Annotated in this window: 19 protein-coding genes, 1 pseudogene and 1 other annotated feature; of the genes and pseudogenes, 10 read left to right on the forward strand and 10 right to left on the reverse strand. The window is 63.8% G+C overall.

Going from position 1 to position 26,200, the window contains the following annotated elements:
- The first annotated feature begins 209 nt into the window (after positions 1-209).
- Positions 210-692 carry a hypothetical protein gene (locus ACK4R0_RS08200; RefSeq protein ID WP_409672920.1) on the forward strand — a complete coding sequence of 161 codons (483 nt, stop codon included), beginning with the start codon at positions 210-212 and terminating at the stop codon, positions 690-692.
- A gap of 47 nt (positions 693-739) precedes the next feature.
- Here the strand turns inward: ACK4R0_RS08200 and ACK4R0_RS08205 are convergent.
- From ACK4R0_RS08205 to ACK4R0_RS08245, 9 genes and pseudogenes are all read right to left on the reverse strand, one after another.
- A pseudogene (locus ACK4R0_RS08205) lies at positions 740-1,117 on the reverse strand (HEPN domain-containing protein); the annotation flags it as partial.
- A gap of 590 nt (positions 1,118-1,707) precedes the next feature.
- Positions 1,708-2,559: a universal stress protein gene (locus tag ACK4R0_RS08210; protein ID WP_409672923.1), complete on the reverse strand. Its 852-nt coding sequence runs from the start codon at positions 2,557-2,559 to the stop codon at positions 1,708-1,710.
- A 13-nt stretch (positions 2,560-2,572) separates the two neighbouring features.
- Entirely contained in the window at positions 2,573-4,057 is a 1,485-nt protein-coding gene (locus tag ACK4R0_RS08215) for a SulP family inorganic anion transporter (protein WP_409672926.1), read from the reverse strand.
- 214 nt (positions 4,058-4,271) lie between these two features.
- Positions 4,272-4,324 (reverse strand) — a sequence feature (sul1 is cis-regulatory element that is thought to sense ions involved in sulfur or methionine metabolism; They are found in Alphaproteobacteria).
- Between the two features lie 144 nt (positions 4,325-4,468).
- Complete coding sequence (locus tag ACK4R0_RS08220; protein ID WP_409672929.1) at positions 4,469-5,887, reverse strand: trehalose-6-phosphate synthase; 1,419 nt, start codon at positions 5,885-5,887, stop codon at positions 4,469-4,471.
- Positions 5,884-7,695 carry a glycoside hydrolase family 15 protein gene (locus ACK4R0_RS08225; protein WP_409672932.1) on the reverse strand — a complete coding sequence of 604 codons (1,812 nt, stop codon included), beginning with the start codon at positions 7,693-7,695 and terminating at the stop codon, positions 5,884-5,886. The genes ACK4R0_RS08220 and ACK4R0_RS08225 overlap by 4 nt, the downstream gene beginning before the upstream one ends.
- Positions 7,692-8,447: a trehalose-phosphatase gene (gene otsB / locus ACK4R0_RS08230; RefSeq protein WP_409672935.1), complete on the reverse strand. Its 756-nt coding sequence runs from the start codon at positions 8,445-8,447 to the stop codon at positions 7,692-7,694. Before otsB ends, ACK4R0_RS08225 begins: the two co-directional genes overlap by 4 nt.
- A 145-nt stretch (positions 8,448-8,592) precedes the next feature.
- The gene (locus ACK4R0_RS08235; RefSeq protein ID WP_409672937.1) at positions 8,593-9,801 is read right to left on the reverse strand and encodes a trans-sulfuration enzyme family protein; all 1,209 of its coding nucleotides are present in this window, start codon (positions 9,799-9,801) and stop codon (positions 8,593-8,595) included.
- Between the two features lie 256 nt (positions 9,802-10,057).
- Positions 10,058-10,549 carry a hypothetical protein gene (locus ACK4R0_RS08240; protein ID WP_409672940.1) on the reverse strand — a complete coding sequence of 164 codons (492 nt, stop codon included), beginning with the start codon at positions 10,547-10,549 and terminating at the stop codon, positions 10,058-10,060.
- A 53-nt stretch (positions 10,550-10,602) separates the two neighbouring features.
- Positions 10,603-15,330, reverse strand: coding sequence for a beta strand repeat-containing protein (locus ACK4R0_RS08245; protein WP_409672943.1), 4,728 nt, complete (start codon positions 15,328-15,330; stop codon positions 10,603-10,605).
- A gap of 208 nt (positions 15,331-15,538) precedes the next feature.
- Between ACK4R0_RS08245 and astD the strand changes: the two genes are divergently transcribed.
- The 9 genes from astD (at position 15,539) to ACK4R0_RS08290 (ending at position 24,825) form a co-directional block, all read left to right on the forward strand.
- Entirely contained in the window at positions 15,539-16,990 is a 1,452-nt protein-coding gene (astD, locus tag ACK4R0_RS08250) for a succinylglutamate-semialdehyde dehydrogenase (RefSeq protein ID WP_409672945.1), read from the forward strand.
- A gap of 222 nt (positions 16,991-17,212) precedes the next feature.
- A complete protein-coding gene (gene cobA, locus ACK4R0_RS08255; RefSeq protein WP_409672947.1) occupies positions 17,213-18,004 on the forward strand; it encodes a uroporphyrinogen-III C-methyltransferase in 792 nt (263 codons plus the stop codon).
- Positions 18,001-18,291 (forward strand): DUF2849 domain-containing protein, encoded by a 291-nt coding sequence (locus ACK4R0_RS08260; protein WP_409672950.1) that lies wholly within the window; start codon positions 18,001-18,003, stop codon positions 18,289-18,291. The genes cobA and ACK4R0_RS08260 overlap by 4 nt, the downstream gene beginning before the upstream one ends.
- Positions 18,292-18,295: 4 nt before the next feature.
- Complete coding sequence (locus tag ACK4R0_RS08265; protein ID WP_409672953.1) at positions 18,296-19,930, forward strand: nitrite/sulfite reductase; 1,635 nt, start codon at positions 18,296-18,298, stop codon at positions 19,928-19,930.
- Between the two features lie 120 nt (positions 19,931-20,050).
- Complete coding sequence (locus tag ACK4R0_RS08270) at positions 20,051-20,488, forward strand: DUF934 domain-containing protein (RefSeq protein WP_409672956.1); 438 nt, start codon at positions 20,051-20,053, stop codon at positions 20,486-20,488.
- Positions 20,485-21,303, forward strand: coding sequence for a phosphoadenylyl-sulfate reductase (locus tag ACK4R0_RS08275; protein WP_409672959.1), 819 nt, complete (start codon positions 20,485-20,487; stop codon positions 21,301-21,303). Before ACK4R0_RS08270 ends, ACK4R0_RS08275 begins: the two co-directional genes overlap by 4 nt.
- Positions 21,304-21,385: 82 nt before the next feature.
- Positions 21,386-21,799 (forward strand): BLUF domain-containing protein, encoded by a 414-nt coding sequence (locus ACK4R0_RS08280; protein ID WP_409672962.1) that lies wholly within the window; start codon positions 21,386-21,388, stop codon positions 21,797-21,799.
- A 273-nt stretch (positions 21,800-22,072) separates the two neighbouring features.
- A complete protein-coding gene (locus ACK4R0_RS08285; protein ID WP_409672965.1) occupies positions 22,073-22,531 on the forward strand; it encodes a hypothetical protein in 459 nt (152 codons plus the stop codon).
- A gap of 227 nt (positions 22,532-22,758) precedes the next feature.
- A complete protein-coding gene (locus ACK4R0_RS08290) occupies positions 22,759-24,825 on the forward strand; it encodes an amidohydrolase family protein (RefSeq protein ID WP_409672968.1) in 2,067 nt (688 codons plus the stop codon).
- Positions 24,826-24,965: 140 nt separating this feature from the next.
- Here ACK4R0_RS08290 and ACK4R0_RS08295 read toward each other — a convergent pair whose 3' ends face one another.
- Positions 24,966-26,105 (reverse strand): beta-ketoacyl-ACP synthase III, encoded by a 1,140-nt coding sequence (locus tag ACK4R0_RS08295; RefSeq protein WP_409672971.1) that lies wholly within the window; start codon positions 26,103-26,105, stop codon positions 24,966-24,968.
- Between the last annotated feature and the right edge of the window lie 95 nt (positions 26,106-26,200).

Raw genomic sequence — 26,200 nt, forward strand, 5'->3', positions numbered from 1 at the left:
ACCACTAGTGTCCACTTATTTGTTGGGACAATAACTCGCACCATCTATTCCAACGGTAGTGGAACTTTCATCAGAACCGTTGGGTCAGGAAACGCTGGAAGTGGCATCATTGGCAGGACTCGCGATGGGGTAAATGATGCCATGGGGCCAAGTATTTTTCGTGACTCAAATGGCATGGCCCGGAAGTATGCGAAGGGAATAAACCCGTCATGCTGAAGGTTTATGGAAACAGATTCGGGTTGCGAAATTTAATAATTTTGACTGCATTGCTACCATTAATAGCAAGCTGCGGCCCAAGAGAGGTGGATGAGGAGAGGTTTTCATTATACATGGAAAACAAAAACTTCTCCGATCTTGTGCGTGTTATTAATGAGTACTCATCGAGACACGGATACCATGTGACCTTAGAAACGCTGCAAGGGAATCGTCCTGAAACTACCGCTCAACACATCATGGTAGAAGGGGATGGGATGCGAACTCTTGTTCAGAGCGCGTTGGCTGAACAATGCAAAGAGCGTGAAGGAAGGCGTGATGTTGAATATTCTCATAGGATTTTTGATGTTAATGCGTTTTCAACATCGTACTTCAAATCCAATGCAGAAATATCAAAGCAAGTCGATAGCTTTAAGAGTGAACTAACTAAATCCGGATTTCGTATTGTATCCAAAAGAGAAAGTTGCAATCTTTTATGATTCGACATTAATGTCGGAGAATTTTCTTATTTATTAATCGTGAACATCTAGGACTTACTCAGGAAAGCGATGCGTTCTGAGCAGATGGTGTGAACGGTGCGACCGAGCTCCTCGACACGTTCGCCAAGCCAGTCGAGCTCTTCTTCGCTGATCCTGTAATGTTTTGAGTATCTTGCCTTGGTGTAAGCCTCTTTCAGCTTTTGGAACATGGCGCGCTCGCGGCGGGTGTCTTCGGGCCAGATGCCGTAGAGGCGGCGATCGAGTCCTTCGGCGAGCGATCGGAGGAAGGCGATATTGTGGTTGTAGGGCGTGTAATAGGTGAGCGTGAGGAGGAGGCCGGCGTATAGGCGCTCGGTGGCCTGGTGGAGGAGGAAGGCGGCTTCCTTGGGGCGCTTCTGCTTCGCCAAATCGCGCGATGTGTTCAGCCAGACGATGGCACAGTACTTGACGAGTGTTCTGATACACAGGGAACATCATGTGGGAACAGATAGAGCGGACGAATATTAAACTTTATTACAAAATACATACACTTAAATTCGTAAAACCTCCGTCAGTTTTGCATATGACAATCTGAGGCGACTGATCTCGGCCGGGGACAGCTGGCCGCACAGCTTTTCGTATACGTACGATGTGCTTGATCGCCAATTGACCGAAACCAGTACTTGGCTGGGCATATCAGTGCGCTTGAAGAACGCTCAAAGCAGATGCCATAGGGCGGTGCGGGCTGGAAAGTGGGGCCGAGCGGATTGCCTACGTTGAGCAGGCGTTACGGCCCCATAGCTTCTAAACCTTGTTTTAGATTGTGGTAAATAAAAGACTCAAGAGGATTCTTTGGGGGCTTATCTTGGGGCTTTTTATTATCGTTTTTTCAATAAATCACAGTTTTTCAGTTAGATAGAGCGCCTATTGGATTCCGGCTCGGCTCCAGCTTCATCTGCGACAAGACAGCCTCGCCCGCCTGCCGATGCCCGCCCGTCGATGCGTTCGGGCCCGGACTTGGCGTCGCCTGCCCCTCTTATCGAACCAGAAGCACCGGCACCCGTACGGTGCGAATCATCGTTGTCGTGGTGCTGCCGATGATCAGGGTGCGGATGGGCGAATGGCCATAGGCGCCCATCACCAGCATCGCGCCGGGGGTCTGAGCGACGACATCGGCGATCACCGCTTCCGGTTTGCCGCGTTCCAGCGTGGTGCGGACATCGCGTTCTGACCCCAGGTTCGCCGCCGCACTGTCGAGCGCGCGGCGATGGGCGTCATTGTCGGTATCGGCCATCACGATGTTGACGGGCAGGCCGTCAAACAGCGGCGATTCGGCGAGGCGTGCCAGCGCCCGATTGGCGGCCGGGCTGGCGTCATAGGCGAACACGATGCTGCGCGGCTCGGTGTATTCGCGCGATGCAACCAGCACCGGCTTGGTACTGGCGCGAACCACCCGCTCAATGTTCGATCCGATGTGATCCTGCGCGAATTCATGGGCATCGCCACGCTTGCCGATGATGACGACGCGCGCATCCTGTTCGCGTTCGAGGATCGTTTCGATGATGCCGCCATGGCGATGGAGCGCGCGGACATCGAACGCGCCATGGTCGCGCAACCGCTGTTCGGCTGCAGCCAGCAGCATCCGCCCGCGCTCGACGCGCAGCCTGGTTTCAGCCGCTTCCATCTCGACAAGCTCGTTCATCAGGCTGGTCTTGACTCCAAGACCGATCGCGCCCGACCTGTCCGAGCGCGCCGAGACCGCATCGCTGCGCTGGACGACGTGCAGCAGTTCGACGGGCATCTGCAGCCGCTGCGATGCCCAGGCAGCGAGATCGCACACGCTGTCGGCATAGCCCGATGCATCGATGCAGGTCAGGACGTGTTCCATAGGCTTCATCCTCTCAATGTCCGCCAAGTTGCGCTTGAGCGCCTGGCTTGTCGTGCACGGCAAAACGATCGACCATCGACGCGCTGGCCGCGTTGAGCCCGACGATATCGACCTCGGTCCCTTCGCGGCGGAACTTGAGAATCGCCTTGTCGAGCGTGCCCACCGCCGAGATATCCCAGAAATGCGCCTGCGACACATCGATCACCACGCGGTCGAGCACCTCCTTGAAGTCGAAGGCTTCGACGAAGCTCTCCGACGACGCGAAGAACACCTGGCCCAGAACGCTGTACCGGCGGGACAGACCATCGGCGGCAAGCTCCGACTGGACGGTGAAGCTGCGCTTGACCTTGCTCGCAAAGAACAGGCCGGACAGGATCACGCCTGCCAGCACGCCCTGCGCAAGGTCGTGCGTCCACACCACGATCACCACGGTCACGATCATCACCACCGACGACTGCCAGGGGTGATGACGGATGTCGCGGATCGAGGCCCAGGAGAAGGTGCCGATCGACACCATGATCATCACCGCGACCAAGGCCGCCATCGGGATGATTGCCACCAGCGAGCCCAGCACCAAGATCAGGAGCAGCAGGAACGTGCCCGCCACGAAGGTGGACAGCCGCGTCAGGCCGCCCGATTTCACGTTGATCACCGACTGGCCGATCATCGCGCAGCCGCCCATGCCGCCGAGGAAGCCGGTGAAGAAGTTGGCGATGCCCTGTCCCTTCATCTCGCGCTGCTTGTCCGACGGCGTGTCGGTCAAATCGTCGACGATCTGCGCGGTCATCATCGATTCGAGCAGGCCCACCGCGGCCATGGTCAGCGAAAATGGCAGGATGATCTGCAGCGTCTCGAGCGTGAACGGTACATTGGGGATCAGCCAGGCGGGTAGCGACGTCGGCAGCTCGCCCATGTCCCCCACCGTGCGGACATCGAAGCCGGTATAAAAGACCAGCGCGGTGATCACGACGATCGCGATCAGCGGCGAAGGCACGGCCTTGGTCAGATACGGAAGCAGGTAGATGATCGCGAGCCCCCCTGCGACCAGCGCATAGGTCAGCATCGGCACGCCGATCAGCTCGGGCAATTGCGCCATGAAGATCAGGATCGCGAGCGCGTTGACGAAGCCGGTGATCACCGAGCGCGAGACATATTGCATCAATACGTTCAGCCGCAGGAACCCGGCGATAAGCTGGAGTACACCCATCAGGATCGTCGCTGCGAACAGATAATCGACGCCGTAATCGCGGATCAGTGGCAGCACCAGCACCGCGATCGCCGCGGTTGCTGCCGAGATCATCCCCGGACGCCCGCCGACCAGCGAGATGATCACCGCGATCGAGAACGACGCGTACAGCCCGACGCGCGGATCGACACCGGCGATGATCGAAAAGCCGATCGCTTCTGGGATGAGAGCGAGCGCCACGACAATCCCTGCGAGGATATCTCCACGCGGGTTTGCCAGCCATTCCTGTTTGATGGTGTGTATGTTGAGCATGTTATTTCCGACTAAACTTCAGGCGAGGCACTTGCGACGGGGTGACGAACAAAAGCTGCGGCGCGCATCGCAGGCGCCATGCCCACGCGATCGTCCAGCTTTTGTCAGCGGCATAGCGGTGTAATCAAGTGACTTGAGGCGACGAAGGCTGAAGTGGACGCCAAGACGCTTTTTACCGATCATCAATGGATCAAAGTAACAACGGCTTTCGTCAGGTTATCCCGGGGATAGGCGCCGGGCCGAGCCACCCGATAGACCGGGTCCTGCGGAATGCGACGGCGGATAGGGTAGATTTGCCGATGTCGCAAGCCTGAATTCCAAACAGCATCGCCGCTCGTGCGCCCCCGTTATCGGTTGCGCGCGGCAGTCATCCCCAGCTCGCCGACCACGGGTCAGCCAAGCGTGGACCAGTTATGGCTTGCTGGAGGCGAGGGCCAGCTTGGGGCGGTCCTCCTGGGGTTCCTCCCCCGCGAGCGCACCTATGAACCTGCGGCTCCACCAGCGCACATCCTGCTCCACCACCGATTTGAGCATCGCTGAATGGCGTTGCTTGCGCTCTTCCAGCGGCATCGTCAGCGCGCGCGCGATGGCATCGGCCATGTCCTCGCTGCTGTGCGGATTGATGATCAGCGCCGCATCGAGCTGCACCGAGGCACCGGCAAAGCGCGACAGCACCAGCACGCCGGGGTCTTCGGGATCCTGCGCCGCGACATATTCCTTTGCGACCAGGTTCATCCCGTCGCGCAGCGGCGTCACCAGCCCGACGCGCGATGCGCGGTAGATTCCGAACAGTTCTTCGCGCGCATAGCCCTTGTTGACATAGCGCACCGGGACCCAGTCGATCGAGGCGAACTCGCCGTTGATCCCGCCCGACAGGCTGTTGAGATCGGCGCGGATCTGCTGGTAGCTGGCGACATCACCCCGCGAGGGCGGCGCAATCTGCAGCATGAACACCTTCTCGCACAGCTCGGGGCGGGTGTTGAGCAACTGCTCATAGGCCAGGAACCGTTCCTGCAGCCCCTTGGAATAATCGAGCCGGTCGACCCCGACGATCACCTGGCGTCCGACCGCGCTGGTGATCAGCCGTTCTTCCGCCTTCAGGGCTGCCTCGGTACCCAGCGCGCTGGTGAACTCGGTGGTGTCCAGCCCGATCGGGCACACCAGCAAGCGTGTCGTCCGACCCGCGCAGTACGCGAAATCGCCATCGATCCGGGCATCGAGATGGGTGGTGATATAATCGATGAAGGCATCGCGCCATTCGGCGGTATGAAATCCGATCACGTCATAGCTGAGCATGCTGGCCACCAGATCGCGGTGGTTGGGCAGCGACACCATCAGGCTGGCCGGCGGCCAGGGGGTGTGCAGGAAAAAGCCCAGCCGGTTTTCAAAGCCGCGATCGCGCAGACCCTTGCCCAGCGGCATCAGGTGGTAATCATGCACCCAGATCAGGTCTTCAGGCTCGATCAGCGGGGCGACCGTCTCGGCGAACCGGGCGTTGACCCGCGCATAGCCGCCAGCGAAATCGCGCGCGATCTCGGTGAGGTCGAGCCGGTAATGGAACAAGGGCCACAAGGTACGGTTGGCAAAACCGTTGTAATATTCATCGATGTCCTGGGCTTCCAGATCGATCGTCGCGGTAGCCACCCCGTTTTCGCGCTTGAAGCTGATATGGCCGGTGAATTCGTCGGTCTGCTCACCCGACCAGCCGAACCAGAACCCGTTGCTTTCGCGCAACGCCGCCGACAATGCGACCGCAAGACCGCCCCGGTTCGAACTTTCCCCTGCCTGGGCCGCTTGCACCCGGTTGGATATGGCAATCAGTCGGTTCATCGCGCGTCGCTCCAGGGCCGGGAGAGCATGCCTGCGCACTGGATCAGCCCAACCAGCGAATAGGTTTGAGGATAATTGCCCCACAGTGCGCCGGTGCGGGGGTCGATATCTTCGGAGAGCAGCCCTGCAGGGGTTCGCCTGCTGAGCATTTCGGTAAACAGCTCGCGCGCGTCGGCATCGCGTCCGGTGGCGTGCAACGCCTCGATCAGCCAGAAGGTGCAAACGTTGAACGCGGTTTCAGGCAGTCCGAAATCGTCCTCCTCGGCATAGCGCAACATATGGCTGCCGCGGCGCAGCCCTTCCTCGATCGCCGCCAAGGTGCTGATGAAGCGCGGGTCGTCCGCCTGAACGAACTTGAGGTCGAGCAGCTGGAGCAGGCTGGCATCGAGCGTGCGCTCGCCGAACACTGCCGAATAATGGTCGCCGTCATCGCTCCACGCGTTCTCGTCGATATGCTGGCGGATGGTGTCGGCGCGGTTCTGCCAGAAACGCGATTCCTCGCTGCGCCCGATCGCATTGGCGGCGTTGGCCAGGCGATCGCATGCGGCCCAGCACATCGCGACCGAATAGGTGTGGACGTGGCTGCGCGTGCGCAGCTCCCACAACCCGGCATCGGGGGTGTTGTAGACCTCGAACGCGCGGTGGCCGATCGCCTCCAGAGCCTCGAAATCCTGCACCGTCGCGCGGCGCAGCAGCCGCTGGTCGAAGAACGCCTGCACGCTGGACAGGATGATCTGGCCATAGGCATCGTGCTGGATCTGCTCGTACGCCTGGTTGCCGCAGCGCACCGGACCCATCCCAGCATAGCCCTGCAGGGCGGGCATGATGAATTCCTCGATCTGCGCTTCTCCGCCGATCCCGTAAAGCGGCTGGATATGCCCGCCACGCGCCGCATCGACGATGTTGCGCAGATAGTGGAGGTAGGACTCGAGCACATCGAGCGCGCCCAGCCGGTTGAGCGCCTGGACGGTGAAATACGCATCGCGGATCCAGCAGAAGCGATAATCCCAGTTGCGTCCCGAATTGGCATGCTCGGGCAGCGATGTGGTAAGCGCGGCGACGATCGCGCCGGTCTGCTCGTACTGGCACAGTTTGAGCGTGATCGCCGCGCGAATCACCGCCTCCTGCCATTCGAGCGGAAGGTGCAGGCCGCGCACCCAGTGCTGCCATGTCGATACGGTCTGCTCCAGCATCGCTTCCAGCGTCGCGGGAAGGTCGGCATCGAACCCTTCGTCCGGGCCAAAATAGAAATACAGATCGGTTTCAGCCCTGAACATCGTCTCGTCCCTGATCCAGCCCAAGGGGCCGTTACAGGTCAATCGCTGGGTATGGTCGTCCAGGATATAGCGTATGTGATTGGAACCCGAAGTTTGTCGCGGCTTGCCTGCGCCCCAGCTGTGCGCCGGGCGCAGTCTGACGGTGATACGCGGCGACCCGCTGATCACCCGGATAATCCGGGCGATCGCCACCGGACGGAACATCCGCCCGTGCCGCTGAAAGCGCGGCATGAAATCGATGATCTCGATCACGTTGCCGCAGTCCGAACTCATCCGTGTCACCAGCACCGGTGTGTTGCGGATGTAATGCTGTTCGGTCCGGGTGCAGCCTTCGAGCAGGATATCCCAGAACCCGTGGTCCTCGACCGGCTCGAGCAGCGAGCAGAACACCGGATCGCCATCGAAGCGCGGCAGGCAGCCCCAGGTGATCGAGGCCTTGGAATTGACCAGCGCTGCAATCTCGCAATTGCCGATCGGCCACAGGTTCATCCCGTCGATCGGTGCTGCGGCAGGTTCGACAGCCTGGTTCATGCGACCAGCTCTCGAATGCGCGCGAGCACCCCGGCCACATCGGCAAGCTGCTGGTCGGACCGGTCTGCGGTGCGCGGACCGACGCTGATCGCGGTGCCGCCCAGCGCCTGGACCGCCTCGAATGCGGGAATATCGGTATAGTCGTCGCCAATGAACACGGGGACCGAGCCCTGGAACTGGTCGAGCGCCATGATGGCGCGCACCGCATCGCCCTTGTCGGCCCCGCGCGGACGCAGCTCGAACACCATGTCGCCGTGCTGGACCAGAAGATCGCACTGCGCGGCGATGTCCTGCGCCCAGGTCTGCACACTGTCGCGATGCTGGCTGGCCAGACGGTAATGGATCGCCAGCCCGAACGTCTTCTCTTCGATTACGACACCGCTAACGTCACTGAAATGACCGCCTGCGACAGAAGCGAGCCGTGCGAACAGATCGGTCTGGGCGGGTCCGAAGACGGTGCCTGCGACCTTGAGCTCCTGGCCATGGCTGCCGGCCACGACGATGGCGGGCATCGCGCCCGACCAGAGCTGTTCGAGCTGTTCGAGCGACCGGCCGCTGACGATGGCGAGACGCCCCTCCAGCCGGGCGGCGGCGTGCGCCATGACCTCGGCCAGTTCTGCACTCACCTCGACGGCATCGGGCGTGCTGCGGATATCGACCAGCGTGCCGTCAAAATCGAGCAGAAGCGCGGTGCGCTGAAGGGCGGGACGGGGGGCATCGATGATGTTGGCTTGCGCAGGGCTGTCTGGCACGCGGCTGCGGCTCCCAATGGTAAAGATGCAAAGATAAGGGCTATGCCCAAACCACGCATCACGTGCCGATTGGTTCCGTTACCGACTGCCCTGCGAAAGAAGAATTCCGCGCAGTTCCGCCGTTTTGTACGCCGACCTCGGCTTGTTAGAGCCCGATCTTGCCCAGCGCCCGGTCGAGGTCGTCGATCACGTCATCGACATCCTCCAGCCCGACGTTCAGCCTGAGCATGTCCTCGGTGATGCCGACCGCCAGCCGTGCCTCTTCGCCCAGCCCATGATGCGTGGTCGAGCTGGGGTGCGTCATCAGCGAGCGCGAGTCGCCGATGTTGTTCGAGATGTCGATCAGCTCGAGCGCATTGAGCAGTCCGTGCGCGCGGGCACGGCCACCGCCGACATAGACCGAAAAGATCGGCCCTGCGGCCTCCATCTGCGCCATCGCCAGATTGTGTTGCGGATGGCTGGGCAGGCCCGGATAATTGACCCGCTCGATCCGCCCCTCGAGGAAGCTTGCGACCTTGAGCGCATTTTCGCTCTGGCGGCGGATCCGCAGGTCGAGCGTCTCCAGCCCCTTGAGCACCACCCAGGCATTGAACGCGCTGAGCGTCGGCCCCGTGTTGCGGGTGAACGGCAGCAGCGTGTTGGTGATGAACTCATCGGTGCCGCACACCGCGCCGGCGAGCACGCGGCCCTGGCCGTCCATCATCTTGGTCGCGCTGTACGCGACGACATCGGCGCCGAACTCCATCGGCCGCTGCAGCACGTTGGTGGCAAAGGCGTTATCGACCACCGAGGTGATGCCGTGCGCACGCGCGATATCGCACACCGCCTGCATGTCGATGATGTCCATCGTCGGGTTGGCGGGGGTCTCGAAGAAGAACACTTTGGTGTTGGGACGAATCGCAGCCTGCCACTGGTCGAGCTCGCGCCCGTCGATGATCGTGGTCTCGATGCCGAACTTGGGCAGCAGGGTATCGGTCAGCCAGCGGCACGAGCCGAACAATGCGCGGCTGGCAACGACATGGTCGCCCATCTGCAGCTGGCACAGCAACGCTGCGGTCATCGCCGCCATGCCGCTTGCCATGCAGCGGGTCGCCTCTGCCCCCTCCATCAGCGAGATGCGCTGCTCGAGCATCTCCACGGTAGGATTTTGCAGCCGGCTGTAGGTCATGCCCGACTGCTCGCCGTTGAAGCGCGCGGCAGCATCTTCGGCGCAGTCATAGGCATAGCCCGAGGTCAGGAACAGCGCCTCGGAGGTCTCGCCGAACTCGCTGCGCGCGGTGCCGCCCCGGATCGCGCGGGTGGCGGGGCGCCAGCGGCTGGTGATGGCGGGGTCTTGTCCGGCGTTGCGCTTCATGGAGATGCCTTGTGTGCTGCTATGGAAAAACGCGCGCTATATGCGCGAGTGAGGTGCGCGGGGAAAGCGGGAATTGTCGCGAGGTTGCGCGCAGGTCCCTCGACTTCCCGGCTACGCCGGGAAGATTATCCCGAGCGGCTGGCTTGCCAGCCAGTCGAGGGACTCGGGACAGGCGGGCTTGTGCTGAGCGCTTCTGCCCTCTCCCGCATTCCCGAGCGAAGTCGAGGGACGCGCGCGCCAACCTCACCCCAACCGCTCACCGCGTCGAACTGCGCCCCCGCTCGGGCGCCTCGTCCGATGCGATCGCCTGCGGGCTGATCGAGACGCCGTGCAGCCGCCAGCGCCCTTCCACCCATTGGAAGAAGAAATCGAAGAACAACGCGGTCGGCCGCAACCCGAAATAGCCGCGCACGCGGATCACGCCGGGTTCGGCGACCGAGGGCGGCTCGGTATAGGTCGGTGCGAGCAGCAAGGCGCTCGACAGATCGACCCGGCTTTCGCGGATGCTGGCGAACACCTCGCCCAGCCGCGCGGCGTTGTTCATCACCTGGAAGCCGGGCGACGATATGTCGCGCAGCACCGAGTAATTGCCCGACAGGTTGGCGTGGTGGACCGCCGTCATCGTCGACCACAACAGCTTGGCAAGCTCGAGCTCGCTGGGCACCGGCTCGACCGAGATCGGCGGTTGCGCCGATGGGATTTGCGCAAAGGCCGCAACCGGTGTGGTCGCGGCCAGTATTGCGAGCATGATGGCCGGAGCAAAACGCTCCGGCCGAGTGACTGAAAAACGCATAACTCTCCTTACCAGGCGATCTGGAAACCGCCGCGCGCGCCCACCGAGCCGCTGTTGACCCCGACACCGATGCCGGCCGAAACAGAGGCGTTTTCGGCGACGCGGGCGGTGATCGCGGTGGTCAGCGATGCCTGGTCCTCATAATAGCCTACGCCGCCCGACAGGGCAAAGGTCGTGCCTGCCGGAAGTGCGGGCGATTCCATCGCCAGCGCCATCGCCACGCCCTCGTTCGCGCGGCTGATCGCCCGGCGGTTGATCTCGGTCAGATCGAACAGGGTGTTGACCTGCCCGGTCAGCGCATTGACCTGGCCATTGGTGGCGAAGGTGTTGACCGCCGGGCCCGCACCCAGCGTGCCGCTGGCATCGGTGGTGACGATCGAGGTGGTGCCGCTCTGTGCCGCCGTGCTGGCCGCCAGATCGCCGATGGTCACCGAACTACCGCTGCCGCCCAGCTTGATCTGGTTGGCGCGGTTGGCGGTCGCACCGTTGCCGATCGCCACCGAATTGGTGAACGCCGCCGAAGTCTGGTTGCCGATGGCGATCGCGCCTGCGCCCGATGCCACGGCCGCCTCGCCCACCGAAACCGAACGCACGCCCGATGCCACCGCGAGGTGACCCAGCGCGGTCGCCCGCTCTCCGGTGGCTTCCGCGCGCCAGCCATAAGCGGTCGCCGCCGTCGCGGTTGCCAATGCCTGTCCGCCCACCGCAGTTGTCGATGCCCCGGTGGCCTGGGTCGCCCGGCCCGACGTGCCGTCGCGGTTGCCGCCAATGGCGATGGCGTCGCCGCCGCTCGCCACGGCTGTGTTGCCGATGGCGATCGCGTTGGTGCCGCTGGCCACCGAGAGGTTGCCGACCGCGACGCTGAGGTCGCCCGACGAACTGGCCGCCTCACCCACTGCCGTCGAGCGCACGCCCGAGGCATTGGCGAGGTGGCCCAAAGCCGTGGCCCGTTCCGCCACTGCCTCCGCCCGCCATCCGAACGCTGTGGCTGCGGTTGCGGTCGCCAGCGCCCGGCCACCCACTGCGGTGGCCGACTGAGCCGTGGCGACCGCGCTGAGGCCCATCGCCACCGATTCGACACCGGTCGAGCGCGCATCGTTGCCGATCGCGATCGAACCCACGCCGGATGCCACGGCACCCAGCGCGTCGGCATCGCTGCCATCCTCACCGATGGCGATCGACTGCGCGCCGGTCGCGCGCGAATTGGAGCCATAGGCTGCCGAGCCTGCGCCGGTCGCCTGCGCATCCGCGCCAACGGCGGTCGAGCCCGAAGCGATCGCGCCTGCGCCCACGGCGGTTGCGCCTGCACTTGTCGCCCGCGCACCTTCGCCCACCGCTGTCGCATCGGCGGCGCTCGCCACCGCGCCGCTGCCCACCGCGGTGGTGTCAGGCGCCGACGCCGCAGCGCCATTGCCCACCTGGGTGCTGCCGGTTCCGGTCCCGGCAAAGGCCGTTGCCGGTGCAACCGCCACCGCCATGATGTTGCCCGCCGAATCCACCGTCAGGAAGAATTGCGCGCCCGCCGGCACGTTGCCGCCCAGGCCTGCAAAGCGATAGCTGTGGTTGGCGGTGCCCAGCACGATCTGGTTGGCCGCCGTGCTCGATGCGCCATTGCCGATCGCGATCGAGTTCAGGAACCCGGCAGATGCGGTGTTGCCGATGGCGATTGAGAAATCGCCGCTGGCCGAGGCGCTCTTGCCCAAAGCCAACGAGCGCACCCCGCCTGCCACCGCCTGATGCCCGACCGCGAGCGAAAGCTCGCCGGTGGCGCGTGCCTGCCAGCCGAAGGTCTGCGACCCCCGGCCCGAAGCGACCGACTCGCCGCCGACCGCCGTGGCGTGGAAGCCCGAGGCCAGCGCCTGATCGCCGATCGCCACCGCATCTTCATCCGAAGCGACCGCCAGGTTGCCGACCGCCACCGACGTGCCGAGCGAAGCTGCGTTGGCGCTGTCGGTGGAGGCCTGGTTGCCGATCGCGACCGAGTTGGTCGCCGAGGCAACCGCGCTCTTGCCGACTGCGGTCGAGCGTACGCCGGTCGCCTGCGCCTGATGGCCCGATGCCAGCGACAGTTCGCCCGAGGCCACCGCCTGCCAGCCGAAGCTTTGCGCGCCGCGGCCCGAAGCGACCGACTCGCCGCCGACCGCGGTCGAATGGAAGCCGGAGGCCAGCGCCAGATCACCCACGGCGACCGCATCCTCATCGGTCGCGCTGGCCAGATTGCCGATGGCGACCGCGGTCAGCGCCGTCGCATTGGCGGCTTCGCCCACGGCCAGCGAACGGACGCCAGTCGCATTCGCCAGATGACCCAGCGCGTGCGCACGCTCGGCATTGGCGTTGGCGCGCCAGCCGATCGAGGTTGCGCCCGGGCCGATCGCATCGGCCTCGCCGCCGATCGCGACGGTCGAGTTGCCGATCGCGCGCGCACCGGTTCCGGCATCGTCACCGCCGATCGCCAGCGCATCGACGCCCTCTGCTGCGGCATTGTCACCGATCGCGATCGACGACGCGCCGGTGGCGGTTGCGCCCGCCTGGGTGCTGTTGATCGCGAAATAATTGAGCCGACTGGCGTTGGCCGCCGTGGCCGCCGAAATCGCATTGAGCTGGCCGACATTGACCGCATCGGTCAGCGCGGTGCCTGCTGCGACATTGGTGATCTGCCGTTCGCCACCGACCGTACCGACCGATACCGTGCCGGCGCGGTCGGCAATCGATCCCGAGCCCAGCGCAACCGAATTGAGCCCGGTCGCCTGCGCCGCGTTGCCGATGGCGGTGCTGAAGTCGGCCGCCGCATTGGCGCGGCTGCCCAGCGAGGCCGAGTTGGCACCGCCTGCCAGCGCGCTCTTGCCGATCGAGGTCGCTTCAAGTCCCGATGCATCGGCCTGATGGCCCACGGCCACCGCCGTGCGGCCCGAAGCTCTGGCCTGCCAGCCAAAGGCCTGGCTGCCGACGCCCGATGCCACCGATTCACCGCCGATCGCGGTGGCGTGGAAGCCCGAGGCATTGGCGAGGTCACCCAGCGCCACGGCGTCTTCTGCGGTTGCGCGCGCACCGTTGCCGATCGCGACCGCAGTGCCCAGCGACGCTGCGCCCGAAGGCGTGGTGCCGTCCGCCGTCACCGCGTTGTTGCCGATGGCCACCGAGTTGATCCCCGCCGCATTGGCGCGGCTGCCGACGGCGGTGGCGTTCGCGCCGCCCGCCTGGGTGCTCTTGCCGACCGAGGTCGCCTCGAACCCGGCGGCGTTGGCCTGATGGCCTGCAGCCAGTGCGGTGCGGCCCGAGGCATTGGCCTGCCAGCCGAACGCCTGGCTGCCGACACCCGAGGCAATCGACTCACCGCCGATCGCGGTAGCATGGAAGCCCGACGCGTTGGCAAGGTCACCCAGCGCAACCGCGTCCTCGTTGGTGGCCTGCGCACCGTTGCCGATGGCGACGGCGGTACCGGTCGAGGCGGCGCCCGAAGGCGTGGTGCCATCCGCGGTCACCGCGCCATTGCCGATCGCGACCGAGTTGATCCCGGCAGCGGTGGCTGCATTGCCGGCTGCGAGCGCGTTGACGCCCGAGGCGTTGGCGCGGCTGCCCAAGGAGGCCGAGTTCGCCCCGCCCGCTTGCGCGCTCTTGCCGACCGACGTGGCTTCGAACCCGGCGGCGTTGGCCTGATGCCCCACGGCGACAGCGGTGCGGCCCGAGGCGTTCGCCTGCCAGCCGAACGCCTGGCTGCCGACACCCGAGGCAATCGACTCACCGCCGATTGCGGTGGCGTGAAAGCCCGATGCGTTGGCGAGGTCGCCGAGTGCAACGGCATCCTCGTTGGTGGCCTGCGCGCCATTGCCGATGGCGACTGCCGTGCCGGTTGAGGCAACACCTGTTGGCGTTGTGCCGTCTGCGGTGACAGCGTTGTTGCCGATGGCCACAGAGCTGATGCCTGCCGCATTGGCGCGGCTTCCCACAGCGGTCGCGTTGGCGCCGCCCGCGTTGGTGCTCTTGCCCACCGAAGTGGCTTCAAAGCCTGCTGCCGTAACCTGATGGCCGACGGCAACGGCAGTGCGGCCCGATGCATTGGCCTGCCAGCCAAAAGCCTGGCTGCCGACGCCTGAAGCAACCGACTCTCCGCCAATCGCGGTGGCGTGGAAGCCGCTGGCATTGGCCTTGTCACCCAGCGCCACGGCATCTTCCTGGGTCGCTCTGGCCTGGAACCCGATGGCGACGGCGGTGCCTTCCGATGCCGCGCCTGAGGGCGTCATGCCAACGGTCGCTGTCGTGGATTGCGTTCCGATCGCTATCGAGTTGGTGGTGGGCGATACTGCGAGGGCACCGATCGCAACCGATTGCAGGCCGCTTGCCGACGCCTGCCCACCCAGGGCGATAGCAAAACTCCCCGAAGCAAGGCTCGACCGGCCAATCGCGATGGCATTCCCCGCCGATGCATTGGCCTGCACGCCGATAGCGGTGGACTGAAGGCCAGACGCCGTCGCGCTGGCGCCAATGGCGTTCGATTCAACGCCGGATGCAATGGCATTCGTGCCGACGGCGGTCGCGTTGGCGCCACTGGCGATAGCATTTACGCCGCACTCGGTTCCGTCATCGGGCGTTCCGGCGACGCCGTCTGGTCCCACATTCGAATTGCACGGCGCGGTGCCATCGGCGGCCGCAGGTGACGATATCGCGATCGCTGCGGCACTCGACGCCAGAAAAAGCGTAGCTCGCAACGCTTTTGCGTTGTTGGGGAAAGTTTTCATGGGTCCGCTCCTTGTTCACTGACAAGGCGGGTGTTGCCCCCGGCTTCTACCATACTCATGCGACCCTGTTCGCCGAGTGGTGTTAACCAGCCGATGCGGACGGTAGCAGAGGATACGAGATGATCAAGCCCCCGCAAATCGCCTCTAATTTGTCACGTCCGCGTTCAATAGTTTCAGTCTTTGCCAAAGCTTGCTATCCGGATGCCGGATGGCCATACCCGCCGCTTCAAGATCACCAGAAAGCGTGACTTTGCCTGAACTTGTTTCATTTGAACCCGCTACCGGTGCCCGTTTGTGGGCCGGACCGCATGGCGATGTCGATACAGAAGTGGCCAAGGCCTGCGCCGCATTTCCGGAATGGGTCGCGATGGCGGTCACCAAGCGAATCGAACTGTGCCGCCGTTTTGCCAACCAGGTCCGCGCCCGCTCGGAAGAATTTGCCGAGCTGATTGCGCGCGAGACCGGCAAGCCTTTGTGGGAAGCGCGCACCGAGGTGGAATCGGTGGTCGCCAAGGTCGACATCTCGGTCACCGCTTATGCCGAGCGTACCGCGCAGCGCAAGCTGGACAGCGCCCTGGGCGGCACGATGGCGCTGCGCCACAAGCCGCACGGCGTGATGGCGGTGCTGGGGCCCTACAACTTCCCCGCGCACCTGCCCAACGGGCATATCATCCCGGCGCTGATCGCGGGCAATGCGGTGGTGTTCAAGCCATCCGAAAAGACGCCGGCCGTCGGCGCGATGCTGGTCGAGTGCCTGCACCAGGCGGGTATCCCCGAGGGCGTGGTGCGGCTGCTGATCGGCGCAGCGGACGAAGGCAAGGCGCTGGTCGCACACGAGAATGTCGATGGCGTGCTGTTCACCGGCTCTGCCACCACCGGGATCGGGATCAACCGCAGTCTCGCCAACCAGCCGAACAAGATCGTCGCGCTGGAAATGGGCGGCAACAATCCGATGGTGATCTGGGATACCCCGTGCATCGCCGATGCCGCGACGCTGATCATCCAATCGGCCTTTACGTCTGCAGGCCAGCGCTGCTCGGCCGCCAGCCGCCTGATCGTCCGCGACACGATCTACGATGCGGTGATCGCCGAAACCAAGAAGCTCGCCGACCGGGTCATCGTCGGCAGGCCGTTCGACGACCCCCAGCCGTTCATGGGTCCGGTGATCGACAACCAGGCCGCAGATGGCCTGACCGAAAGCTTCCTCTATTTCCTCAGCAATGGCGGCCGCGTGATCAAGCATCTGGTGCGGCTCGACGACAAGGTGCCCTTGCTCTCGCCCGCGATCATCGATGTGACCAACATCAAGGACCGCCCCGATATCGAACTGTTCGGCCCGCTGCTGCAGGTCGTGAAAGTCAGCACGTTCGAAGAGGCGATCAACGAGGCGAACAACACCCGCTTCGGGCTGTCCGCAGCCCTGGTCGGCGGCAGTCCGCAGCATTACAAGCAGTTCTGGGCCAACATCAAGGCGGGCATCGTCAACTGGAACCGGCCGACCAACGGCGCTTCGTCCAAGGCCCCGTTCGGCGGCGTCGGCCTGTCGGGCAACCACCGGGCGAGTGCGTATTATGCGGCGGACTATTGCGCCTATCCGGTGGTCTCCAACGAGATGGAACAGCCCCGCGCGACCATCGGCATCGGGCTGAAGCAGGACTGAATTGAGACTTTGGCGGGTGCGCGTGCGTCCCTCGACTTCGCTCGGGAACACGGGAGGGCAGTCCTTGGGAATGACATATTTCCCCCCTCCGCCTGTCCCGAGCGAAGTCGAGGGACGTTACGCAGCCTTGCCCCCAAGCAAAACTTAGCCACTCCCAAAAGGTTCTGCTTTGCATGTCGGGGGCGCAGCGACCAGATGCAGCGTCGGAAAGGACCAACCGACATGACGCATCTGCCAGCACATTCAAAGCCCGGTACAGTCTGGCTGGTCGGCGCCGGTCCCGGCGACCCCGACCTGCTGACCGTGAAGGCCGCGCGGATCATCTCGCGCGCCGCGCTGATCGTGCATGACGGGCTGGTCGATGATGCCATTCTCGCGCTCGCCCGCCCTGATGCACGGCTGATCAGCGTCGCCAAGAAGCGCGCGCGCCACACGCTGCCGCAGGACGATATCAACGCATTGCTGATCGCCGAAGCCCGCGCCGGACACGATGTCGTCCGGCTCAAGGGCGGCGATCCGTTCATCTTCGGGCGTGGCGGCGAAGAGGTCGATGATTGCCGCGCCGCTGGCGTCGCCGTCGAGGTCGTCCCCGGCATCAGCGCCGCCAACGGCAGCGCTGCCGCCGCGCAACTTCCCCTCACCCACCGCGATCTGTCGAGCGCGGTCACATTCGTTGCGGGCCAGTGCAAGGGCCTGACCGAGCAGGACTGGTCAGGCCTCGCCGGCAAGGGCCGCACGCTCGTCATCTATATGGGCGTCGCCACCGGCGATGCGATCGCCGAGAAGCTGATTGCCGACGGGTTGTCGCCCGACACCCCGGTCGCGGTGCTCGAAAAGGGCACGCGCGAAGACATGCGCACGCTGCGCACATTGCTCACCGACCTGGGCCCGATGATCGCCCGCGAAGCCGTGGTGTCTCCGGCGCTGATCGTGATCGGCGATGTCGTCACCCGCGCCCGCGCCACCGATTGCCTGCCCACCCTCTTCGCGCACGCTCTGGAGCCGATTACATGAAAATCCTCACCGGCAACGATCTGAAGACCGGAGACGTCATCTGGTGGGCGGGCGAGACGCAATGGTCGCGCCACCTCGCCGATGCCAAGGATGCCGGCGCCGACGCCGATGCGATCCTGGCGCGCGAGGAAGCCGCGCTGCGGGTCAACGTGCCCTATATCGTCGATGGCAGGCAGACCGATCAGGGTCCGATGCCGCTGCACATCAAGGAGCGCGTCCGCGCGTTCGGCCCCACCGTGCGCCCCGATCTCGCCATCAACACCACTATCCCGATCCTGAAGGCCTGAGCTTATGTACCAGTACGACAAATACGATCAGGCGATGGTCGATGCCCGCGTCGCGGAGTTCCGCGATCAGGTGCGTCGCCGTCTCGATGGCAGTCTTTCGGAGGACCAGTTCAAACATCTGCGGCTGAAGAACGGCCTGTATCTGCAGCTGCACGCATACATGCTGCGCGTCGCGATCCCTTATGGCACCTTGTCGAGCAAGCAGATGCATATGCTTGCGCATATCGCGCGCACCTATGACAAGGGCTATGGCCATTTCACCACCCGGCAGAACATCCAGTACAACTGGATCAAGCTGGACCAGACCCCCGACATCCTCGCCGATTTGGCGACCGTGGAAATGCACGCCATCCAGACCAGCGGCAACTGCATCCGCAACATCAGCTCTGACCATTTCGCCGGTGCCGCCGCCGACGAGATCGCCGATCCGCGCCCCTGGGCCGAGCTGCTGCGCCAGTGGTCGACCTTCCATCCCGAATTCCAGCTGCTGCCGCGCAAGTTCAAGATCGCGGTGATCGCCTCTGCCACCGATCGCGCCGCGATGCGGCTGCACGATATCGGCATCGAGCTGGTCAAGAATTCCGAAGGCGTGCTGGGTGCCAAGTTTTTCGTCGGCGGCGGCATGGGCCGCACTCCGATGATTGCGCCGTGCATCCGCGAGTTCGTCCCCGCCGAAGAGCTGATCAGCTATGCCGAAGCCTGCCTGCGCGTCTACAACCGCTATGGCCGCCGCGACAACAAGTACAAGGCGCGGATCAAGATCCTCGTTCACGAGATCGGTGCGGACGAATACCGCCGCCAGGTCGAGGAAGAGTTCGCGCACATGAAGACGCTGGGCCTCAACCCCCCGGTGGCCGAGCTCGAGCGGATCAGTGCGTTCTTTACCGACCCCGCGTTCGAGCAGGGGCTGAGCGACGAGATCGACCGCTCCGATCCCGACTTCGCGGTCTGGATCGACCAGAACACGCACCCGCACAAGGTGCCGGGCTATGCCTCGGTCACCATCAGCCTCAAGCCCGCAGGCGGCATCCCCGGCGATGCCACCGCCGAGCAGATCGATCTGATGGCCGACCTCGCCGAACGCTATGCTTTCGACGAATTGCGCGTCACCCACACGCAGAACATCGTGCTGGCGCATGTCCGCAAGGCTGACCTCTACGCCATCTGGCAGCAGCTCGATGCCGCGGGGTTGGCCACCGCCAATCTCGACCTGATCAGCGACATGATCGCCTGCCCGGGCCTCGATTATTGCAGCCTGGCCAATGCCCGCTCGATCCCGGTGGCGCAAAAGATCTCGCAGCGCTTTGCCGATACCGGACGCCAGCGCGATCTGGGCGAACTCAAGCTCAAGATCTCGGGCTGCATCAACGCCTGCGGCCACCACCATGCCGGGCACATCGGCATTCTGGGTGTCGACAAGAAGGGCGTGGAGAACTTCCAGCTGCTGCTCGGCGGATCGGCGGCCGAAGACGTCTCGATCGCCAAGATCGTCGGCCCCGGCTTTGACGAGGACGGCGTGGTCAACGCGGTCGAGACCGTGACCAATGTGTATCTCAATGCCCGCCAAAATGGCGAGCGTTTCGTCGATACCTATCGCCGCATCGGCATGGAACCGTTCAAGGAAGCGCTTTATGGCTGAGCCTTCCTCCCCTCCGCCTGTCCCGAGCGAAGTCGAGGGACGTGATGATACCGTTGGCGCATACGTCCCTCGACACGCTCGGGACAGACGGAATGGTTGGCCGCATCAGGAGATCGTAACATGACCGCGCCGCAGATCATCTATCGCGACGAACCCGCCGTCACCGACACCCCCGTCGCCTTGAGCGAGTTCACCGCCGGATCGAACGCCGCCGCCGCGCGGATCGAGCCTGGCGAGGATGCGCGCGCGCTGTTGCCGCATCTGGGCCAGATCAAGCTCGTCGAGATCGCCTTCCCGGCGTTCGGCGATGGCCGTGGCTTTTCGTCGGCGCAGATCCTGCGCGAGGCGGGCTATACGGGCGAACTGCGCGCGACCGGCGACGTCCTGGTCGACCAGTTCGTCTTCCTGCGCCGCTGCGGGTTCGACAGCTTTGCGCCCAACACGCCGCTCAACGAAGACGATGTGAAGGCTGCGATGGGCTTCTTTCCCGAATTCTACCAGAAGACCAGCGACGGCGTCGCGGCGATCTGGGCCCAGCGCCATCAGGTGACATCATGAAGCAGAGCAACATCCAGGCATCGACAGGTCAGCGCGTGCGCGACCAGATCGATCTGAAGCCGCGCTTTACCGAGAGCGATGCGATCCGGCTCAACAACATGTTCCGCGGCACCGACACCGCCGACATGATGCGCGCCGTGATCAAGGACGGCCTGGTCGGCGATCTTGCCATCGTCTCGTCGTTCGGTGCGGAGAGCGCGGTGCTGTTGCACATGATCGCCAGCATCGATCCGACGCTGCCGGTGCTGTTTCTGGATACGCAAAAGCACTTCCCCGAGACCGTCGCGTATCGCGATACGCTGGTCGCGCGGCTGGGGCTGACCAACCTGGTCATGCTGTCGCCCGATGCGGGCGAACTCGCCGCGCAGGACGCCAACGGGCTGCGCTGGTCGTACGACCCCGATGGCTGCTGCGAAATTCGCAAGGTGCGGCCGCTGGCCAAGGCACTGCTCGGCTATGATGGCTCGATCACCGGGCGCAAGGGCTTCCAGTCGGCCACCCGCCAGGGTCTGCCGCGCTTCGAGATCGACACCTCGGATGCACAGGGCCGGTTCAAGATCAACCCGCTGGCAAGCTGGACCAAGCCGATGCTCGACGCGTATTTCGCCGAGCACGACCTGCCGCGCCATCCGCTCGAAGCGCAAGGCTATCCCTCGATCGGCTGCGCGCCGTGCACCAGCAGGGTCGCGCCCGGCGAGGACCCGCGCTCGGGCCGCTGGAAGGGCTGGGACAAGACCGAATGCGGTATCCACAGCGACGTTACCCCGCTGCCGGGAAGCGACGATGGAAACGGTGCCAACGACCCGGTGTTCTGACCGGCGTGTTTTGATCGGCGTGTTCTGATCGGTTCATCGCAGGGTTTACAGTGAGTTAACCCGAATCACCGAGGGTGGGCGCATGTCTTGCTCCCCGCACTTCGACCAGTTGCTGTATATCAGCACCGTCTCCCCCGCCTGGCAGGTCAACCTTGCCGAGATCCTCGACCTGTCACGGCGCAACAACCGCAATGCCCAGATCACCGGATTGCTCTTGTTCAACGGCAAGCGCTTCCTGCAAGTGCTCGAAGGGCCGCCCGACGCAGTCAGCACCACCTACCAACGGATTGCCGCAGACGGCAGGCACCGGGCTCCGGTGCTGCTCGCGCGCAAGCAGATCGCCGCGCGCGAGTTCGGCGAATGGTCGATGGGCTATCGCGATCCGCATGCTTCGGATGGGGCCGAGGCCTATCAGGCGATTTCGGCCAAGGTGGCCAACGCCAATCCCAGCCTGCGCGCGGAACTTCTTGCCTTCGCACAACGCCTTACCGGCTGATCTTGGCCTCCGTCGCGTATCAGCAGCAAAAAAATGCTGCGCAATATGTTGCACTTACCAATTTTGCTGTTGAAACTCCGGTGCGCCTCACCATGTCTTAGGGAGCGGACCGGGCCCCTCTGGCGCATCGCTGCGTTTGCAGCTGCGTGATGTCGGACGCTACGGGGTGCGCAATCATCCCGGGCTTACGGCCCGGTACCATTCGAATTCTTTGAATACCGCGTATCCCGACCGATGCACATCCATTGGAAAGGACCAATAATGAAAACCAAAATGACCGCAATCGTTGCGGCACTGTCAGTCGCAAGCCTCGCAGCACCTGCACTCGCCAACACCGACCAGGACTTCCGCCATCAGGTCGAGGTTCCCCATGGCGAGCGCCAGGTTACCGCAGTCTACCAGCCCAAGACCCAGGTCAGCTATCGGCAGGTGGGCAACATGACCCCCAACCGTCCGAGCACCGCGCGCTGCCTGTGGCAGGCCGAAATCGCGGTCGAGCGGCACCTGCAGGCACCTGCCGGGCAAGGCAGCCATATCGTGCGCACGTTGGTGCCCACCAAGCTGATCGAAGGATCTACCAAGGGCCGTTGCGCCCAGGGCAACGAGCAGGTGAACAGCGCCATCGCCCGCCGTGCTGACGAAGTGCGCGAACACGTGCTTGCGGTGGCTGCGGAAGATCGCAACGCGCTGATGGCCGAGCTGAGCGTGGCGGCAGGCAACCCGGCGGGTTGAAGCCACTGAAGATAAATCCTCCCCCAGCTTGTCTGGGGGAGGTGGCAGCCCGCAAGGGCTGACGGAGGGGCAAACGCGCAATCGCGGCGTAACCACCCTCCACCATTCGCTTCGCGAACGGTCCCCCTCCCCCAGCAAGCTGGGGGAGGATTTTAGGTTTGGCCCGCTTGCCAACGTCTCCCGCCTAGCCCACTGTCTTCCCAAATAAAACGGGGAAGGACAGGCCTATGTCGGCTCGCACATTCAAATCCAGCAAGTTCAAATTCGGTTCCATCGCGCTGGCGCTCGCCATCGCGCCGCTTTTCGGCGCGCACGCGCAAGGCACTGACAACACGGAAAATTTCACCGTCATCATTGGAGGCACCAATGTGGGCCATCTTGATGTCGTGCGCAGCGGCGACACGGTGAAGATCGACTACGACTACAAGAACAACGGCCGCGGCCCGACGATGAAGGAAGAGCTCAAGCTCGACGCCAAGGGCATGCCCGTCGCCTGGAAGATCACCGGCAACTCGACCTTCGGCAACGCCATCAACGAGAGCTTCACGATGCAGCGCGGCACCGCGCGCTGGACCGATTCGACCGGCAGCGGCACCGCCAAGCCCAAGGGCCCTGCAATCTATGTCGCGCAGGAAGGCAGCCCCTGGGCCGCTGGCCTGTATGCGCGCGCCCTGCTCGCCGATGACGACCGCTCGATCCCCGCGCTGCCCGGCGGCGCGCTCACGCTCGCCGAGCTCGAAAAGGTGCAGGTCTCGGGCACCGGTGGCGCCATGACCGTCACAGCCTACGCGCTCTCGGGCAACGATCTCGACCCGGGCTATTTCCTGCTCGACGACACCGGCGCGCTGTTCGCGGCCATCAGCCCACGCGCCGTGTTCGTGCGCAAGGGCTTCGAGGGCGAAGACCTGCGCTTGCGCGATCTGGCGGTGAAATATTCGACCGAGCGCTTCGTCAAGATGCAGGCCAAGGCGGCCAACAGCTACAAGGCGCCGGTACGGATCACCAACGTCCGCCTGTTCGACCCGGTCACCATGAAGCTGACCGAGCCCAAAAGCGTCGTCGTCAACGGACGGCACATTTCTGCCGTGCTGCCAGTGAACAGCCCCGCGAGCGAGGGCGAGGTCACCATCGACGGCAACGGCGGCACCCTGGTCCCCGGGCTTTACGAGATGCACGGGCATATCGGCCAGGAAGACGCGATGCTCAACATCCTCGCCGGGATCACCTCGGTGCGCGACATGGGCAACGAGATCGACGTGCTCGACGGATTGATCGAGCGGATCGACACCGGCGTGCTGGCAGGACCGCGGATCACCAAGTCGGGCTTCATCGAGGGCAAGAGCCCGTTCAGCTCGAACAACGGCAGGCTGGTCACCAGCGAACGCGAGGCGATCGACGCGGCGCGCTTCTATGCCGCGCGCGATTTCCAGGCGATCAAGATCTACAACAGCATGAACCCCGAGTGGATTCCGGCTTTGGTCAAGGAAGCCAAGGCGCTGGGGCTGCACGTGATGGGCCATGTCCCCGCCTTCACCAACGCCGATGCGATGATCGCGGCAGGCTATGACGAGATGACCCACATCAACCAGGTGATGCTGGGCTGGGTGCTCGAACCCGGCGAGGACACCCGCACACTGCTGCGCCTGACCGCGCTCAAGCGCCTGCCGACGCTCGATCTGGAAAGCGAGAAGGTCAATCGCACGATCAACGCGATGGTCGAAAAGAAGGTGACGATCGACCCGACCTTCGCGATCCACGAATCGCTGCTGCTCGCGCGCAACGGCACGATCAATCCGGGCATGGTCGATTATGTCGCCAACATGCCGATCGGCGTGCAGCGCAGTGCCAAGCAGGCGTGGTCGAACATCGAGAACCCTGCCGACGACAAGGCGTATCGCGGTGCGTTCGACAAGGTGGCGGCTACCATCAAGAAGATGCACGATGCCGGCATCTTCCTGATCCCCGGTACCGATATGGGCGGCAGCTTCGCCTATCACCGCGAGCTGGAACTTTACCAGAAGGCGGGGATGACGCCTGCGCAAATCCTGCGCCGCGCGACCTACGACATGGCCGAGTATCTGAACCAGGAGCAATCGTTGGGCAGCATCGCCAAGGGCAAGTACGCCGACTTTTTCCTGATCCAGGGTGACCCGACCAGGGACCTGAAAGCCATCAAGGCGATCCGCATGGTCGCCAAGGACGGCGTGTTCTATTACCCCAGCGAGGTCTATCCCGAATTCGGCATCAAGCCGTTCGCAACCAAGCCCAAGGTGAAGCTGCCTAAGGAAGGTTGAGACACTTTACCCGTCATTCCCGCGAACGCGGGAATCCCACTTTGGCGAGACATCAGCACACAAGCGTCACCCCCGCGTGCGCGGGGGTGACGGGGAAATGATCGATATTGCGTAGAAGGTCGTTCGCCTGCGAAAGGGGATCACCCCACCTTGCGCACCACCACCGATCCTGCCGAATAGCCCGCGCCGAACGAACAGATCAGCCCGGTGTCGCCAGGCTTCAGGTCCTCATTGTGCAAATGAAACGCGATGATCGATCCGGCCGACGATGTGTTGGCGTAGGTATCGAGCACGGTCGGGCTTTCGTCCTCGCTCGCCTCGTGGCCGAGCACCCGCTGGGCGATCAGCCGGTTCATCCCCGCATTGGCCTGATGCAGCCACAGGCGGCGCAGGTCTGCAGGCGCCAGCCCCAGCCGCGCGACGTGATCGGTGATCAGTTCACCGACCATCGGCACGACCTCCTTGAACACCTTGCGACCTTCCTGGACGAACAACTTGTCGGCATCGTCGCGGCTCTCGGGCGCGGTGCGGTTGAGGAACCCGAAATTGTTGCGGATGTTGTTCGAAAACCGCGTCTTGAGCTGGGTGCCGAGGATATCCCAGTGCTCCGCCGGAGCGACCTCGGCAGCCTCCACCAGCACTGCGGTGGCGACATCGCCGAAGATGAAATGGCTATCACGATCACGCCAGTTGAGATGGCCCGAACAGATCTCGGGGCTGACCACCAGCACCGAGCGGGCGTTGCCTGCGCGGATGAAGTCTGCAGCGGTCTGGATGCCGAAGGTCGCCGACGAGCACGCGACATTCATGTCGAAGCCGAAACCCTCGATGCCGAGCGCTTCCTGCACCTCGATCGCGATCGCGGGATAGGCTCGCTGCAGGTTCGAGCAGGCGACCAGCACCGCATCGACGTCCTTTGCGTCCCGCCCGGCGCGGGCCAGTGCGTCGCGCGCGGCGGCCACGCCGATTTCGGCCAGCACAGAAATCTGTTCGTCGGGTCGCTCGTCGAAGCGCGGGCACATCACGTCGGTATCGAGGATCGATGCCTTGGACAGCACCTTGCGCGCCTTGATCCCGCTCGCCTTTTCGATGAATTCGACCGACGAAGGCTGCAATGCTGCCATCTCGCCCGCCGCGATCGCCGCAGCATGCTGCGCGTTATGCTGCGCAACATAAGCGTTGAAGCTCTCGACCAGCTCGTCGTTGCTGATGCTGTCGGCGGGGGTGAAAAGTCCGGTCGAGGAGATCACCGGGCGGGCAGTTTTATAGGCGGAAGTCATGAAACCGTAGGGTCCTGCACTATAGCTGGAGCGGGTGGGCGTCTTACTGCCGCAATACGCTGATGGCAAGGGGCGTGCATCGAGCCTCCCGTCGC

This window comes from Blastomonas sp. (genome assembly GCF_046294995.1).
Classification (GTDB): Bacteria; Pseudomonadota; Alphaproteobacteria; order Sphingomonadales; family Sphingomonadaceae; genus Blastomonas.